The sequence below is a fragment of the Benzoatithermus flavus genome, from assembly GCF_037908215.1.
Lineage (GTDB): Bacteria > Pseudomonadota > Alphaproteobacteria > Geminicoccales > Geminicoccaceae > Benzoatithermus > Benzoatithermus flavus.
This window is the reverse complement of the sequence record NZ_JBBLZC010000053.1, coordinates 1-3,951: the sequence shown is the minus strand read 5'-3', so window position 1 is coordinate 3,951 and position 3,951 is coordinate 1. Positions and strand designations below refer to the sequence as shown.

The 3,951-nt window shown below is 69.7% G+C and carries 3 protein-coding genes; all 3 read right to left on the bottom strand.

Translation table 11 applies throughout. From position 1 onward, the window contains the following. Positions 1–524: Gfo/Idh/MocA family oxidoreductase (locus U1T56_RS23885; RefSeq protein WP_418162008.1), on the bottom strand; the 524-nt coding region annotated here is incomplete at its 3' end. Between the two features lie 55 nt (positions 525–579). Next, entirely contained in the window at positions 580–2,313 is a 1,734-nt protein-coding gene (araD, locus tag U1T56_RS23880) for an L-arabinonate dehydratase (RefSeq protein WP_418162007.1), read from the bottom strand. A gap of 141 nt (positions 2,314–2,454) precedes the next feature. Next, the gene (locus U1T56_RS23875; protein ID WP_418162006.1) at positions 2,455–3,843 is read right to left on the bottom strand and encodes an NAD(P)/FAD-dependent oxidoreductase; all 1,389 of its coding nucleotides are present in this window, start codon (positions 3,841–3,843) and stop codon (positions 2,455–2,457) included. Positions 3,844–3,951: the final 108 nt, after the last annotated feature.

The window sequence follows — 3,951 nt, the reverse complement described above, 5'->3', positions numbered from 1 at the left end:
TGGACCGCGGTGTCGTTGATCGCCATGTCGCTGGTGTAGTGCGACGGCACGCTCGGGTTGCGGTGCACCGAATGGAAGAGCAAGGGTGCGCCGATGGCGCCGCTCGCCACCACCTGCTTGAGCGCGCGGTAGGCCGGGTCGTAGCGGCGCATGAACCCGACCTGCACCAGCCGCCGGCCACAGGCCATCTCGGCCGCGAGGATGCGTAAGCATGCCTCCTGCGTGGTCGCGAGCGGCTTCTCGCAGAACACCGGCTTGCCGGCGGCGATGCAGGCGAGCACGTACGCCTCGTGGGTCGCCCCCCACGAGGCGACGAGCACGGCATCGACCGCGGGGTCCTGGATCAGCGCCTCGCCGGTCGCGTGCACCCTGGCACCCGGCAGGCCCCCGGCCACGCTCTGTGCCCGCGCTACGTCGACGTCGCTGACGGCGACCACGGCCGCCCCCGGCAGCACGGTGGTGAGCCGGCGGATATGGTCCTGCCCGATCAGGCCCACCCCGATCACCCCGACCTTCACGGTCATCGCTCCCGTTCCTCCCTTCCCTCTTTTCCGATGGCCGGCAGCGGCAGCGCCCGGCTCAGTGGATTTCCGGCTCGGGCAAAGGCTGGGTGCCGAGCAGGAAGTCGAAATCGCAGCCCTCGTGTGCCTGCTGGATGTGCGCCGCATACATCCGCCCGTAGCCGCGCGGCGGCAACGGCTTCGGCTGCCACGCCGCGCGGCGCCGCGCGAGCTCGTCCTCGGGGACCAGGAGGTTCACCTGCCGCGCCGCGACGTCGACCGCGATCACGTCACCCGTGCGCACGAAGGCGAGCGGTCCACCGATCGCGGCCTCGGGGCTCACGTGCAGGATGCAGGCACCATAGGACGTGCCGCTCATCCGTGCGTCCGAGAGCCGCAGCATGTCGCGCACGCCCTGCTTCAGCAGCTTCTTCGGCAGGGGCAGCATGCCCCATTCCGGCATCCCGGCCGCGACCGGCCCGGCGTTCTTCAAGACCAGCACGTGGTCGGGTGTGACGTCGAGGCTCTCGTCGGCGATGGCGGCCGCCATCGCGTCGTAGCTCTCGAACGCGAGCGCCGGGCCACGATGCTTCAGGAAGCGCGGATCGGCCGCCGAGGGCTTCATGACGGCGCCGTTCGGGGCGAGATTGCCGTAGAGGATCGCCGTCGCCTCCTTGGCGACGGGATCGCCCAGCCCGTGGATCACCTCGGGATTCCAGACTTCCGCACCTGCGATGTTCTCGCCCAGCGTCCGGCCGTTGACGGTGAGGCAGTCGAGGTCGAGCACGTCCTGGAGCCGGGCGAGTAGGGCGCGGATGCCGCCGGCGTAGTAGAAGTCCTCCATGAGATACCGGCCCGAGGGCCGGACATTGGCGAGCACCGGGATCTGCCTCGCGAGCTCGTCGAAGCGGTCGAGGGTAAGGGGAATGCCCGCGCGTCGCGCGATGGCGACGACGTGGATCATGGCATTGGTCGACCCGCCCATGGCGAGATGGCAGCGGATCGCGTTGTCGACCGCGGCCGGGCTCATGATGTCGGAGGGCTTCAGGTCCTCCCACACCATCTCGACGATGCGCCGGCCCGATTCCGCGCACATCCTCGGATGGCTCGAATCCGGCGCCGGGATCGAGGAGGCGCCCGGCAGCGAGAAGCCCATCGCCTCCGCCACCGCGGTCATGGTGGCGGCCGTGCCCATGGTCATGCACATGCCGGCGGAACGCGCGATGCCGCTCTCGATGTCGTTCCAGTCCTGGATCGTGATGTTGCCGGCCTGAAGCTCCGCCCAGTACTTCCAGCTATCCGAGCCCGAGCCCAGCACCTGGCCGCGCCAGTTGCCGCGCAGCATCGGCCCGGCGGGGACGAAGATCGCGGGCAGGTTCATGGAGATCGCCCCCATGAGGAGGCCGGGCGTGGTCTTGTCGCAGCCGCCCATGAGCACCACGCCGTCGATCGGATGGCTGCGCAGCAGCTCTTCGGCCTCCATGGCGAGGAGATTGCGGTAGAGCATGGTCGTGGGCTTGACGAACGGCTCGGAGAGCGAGAGCGCCGGCAGCTCCAAAGGAAAGCCGCCCGCCTGGAAGATGCCGCGCTTGACGTCCTGCACCCGTTCCTTGAAGTGGGCGTGGCACTGGTTGATGTCGGACCAGGTGTTGAGGATCGCGATCACCGGCTTGCCGGCGTAGTCCTCGGGCCCGTAGCCCATCTGCCGGATGCGCGAGCGGTGGCCGAAGGCGCGGAGATCGTGCACCCCGAACCAGCGATGCGAGCGGAGCTGCTCGGGCGTCTTCCGGCGTGGTCTGGCGTTCGTGGTCATCGGCATGCTCCCCCTCTCTCCCGGTCGCCTGGCACCGGCCATGCCGGAAGACGCCCGATCGAGGGCGATCCCGTCAACCTTTCGTCGATGATGCCCGGCACCATCGAAGAACCGTCGCACCCGACCCGCTCGCCGGCGACGCTAGTGCAGCTTCAGCCGCGGCTCGGTCCGGCGCCGCAGGAAGTTGATCAGCGTGTTGAGCGCCACCCAGACGAAGCCGTGCACGGCGAGCTGGTGCTTCTTGTAGAGCGACTGGTAGGTCAGGCGCGCGATCTTCCCCTCGATCATGACGTTGCCCAGGAGATTGCCCATGAGGTTGCCGACCGAGCTGTAGCTCAAGGAGACGAGCGAGCCGTAATCCTTGTAGACGAACGGCACGGGTGCCTGGCCCTCGAGCCGGCGGCGCAGCGTTCTGGCCAGCGTCATCGCCTCCTGGTAGGCGGCCTGGGCGCGCGGCGGTACCGGACGGTCGCTGCCGGGCTGCGGGCAGGCAGCACAGTCGCCGATGGCGTAGATGTCGGGATCGCGCGTGGTGCGCAGCGTCTGGTCGACGACGAGCTGGTTCAGCCGGTTGGTCTCGAGACCGGCGATGTCCTTCAAGAAGTCCGGCGCCTTCACGCCCGCCGACCAGACCTTGATCTCGGCCGGGACGAACAGGCCACCGGCGCAGCGCACGCCCTGCTCCGTGACCTCCACCACCTTCTCGCCCGTGTGGACCGCGATACCCAGGCGCAAGAGCTCGCGCATGGTCGCCTCCGACAGCCGCGGCGGCAGGGCGGGAAGCACGGTCGGCCCCGCCTCGATCAGGCTGATCTTGACGTCGCGCTCGGGATCGATCCGGTCCAGCCCGTAGGCCACGAGCTCGCGCGTCGCCCGGTGCAGCTCGGCCGCGAGCTCGACCCCGGTGGCGCCGGCGCCGACGATGGCGACGTGGAGCTGGCCCTCGCGCAGCGGCTCCGCTTGCGCCTGCGCCCGGAGGCAGGCGTTGAGCAGGCATTTCTGCACCTGCTCGGCCTGCTGATGGGTGTCGAGGAACATGCAGTGCTCCTTCACCCCCGGCGTGCCGAAGTCGTTGCAGAGGCCGCCGACCGCGATCACCAGCGTGTCGTAGGGCACCGTACGGGCCGGGATGACCTCGCGGCCCTTCTCGTCCAGCATCGGTGCGAGGCGCACCTCCTTGCGCTCCCGGTCGAGGCCGTCCATCCGGCCCTGCTGGAAGCTGAAGCCGTGCCCCTTGGCATGGCCGAGATAGATCACGTCGTCCTTGTGCGAATCGAGCGTGCCGACCGCCACCTCGTGCAGGAGCGGCTTCCAGACATGGGTGAGGTTGGCGTCGATCAGGGTGATCCTTGCACGTCGGCGCCGGCCGAGCCGGTGGCCGAGCCTGGTCGCGAGCACGAGCCCGCCCGCCCCGCCGCCGACGATGACGATCCGGTGCAGCCCGTCCGCGGCCACGGACGGGCGCTCGGCAGACGGGAGGGCCGTCGCGGGAGGTGCGGCCCCCTCCCTGCCATGCTTTCTCGCCAGCATGTCCTTCCCTCCCGTCGGGGCAGCGCCTCAGCGCATGGTGGGCATGACGAAGTCGGCACCCGCACGGATGCCGGTCGGCCAGCGCGAGGTGATGGTCTTCAGCCGGGT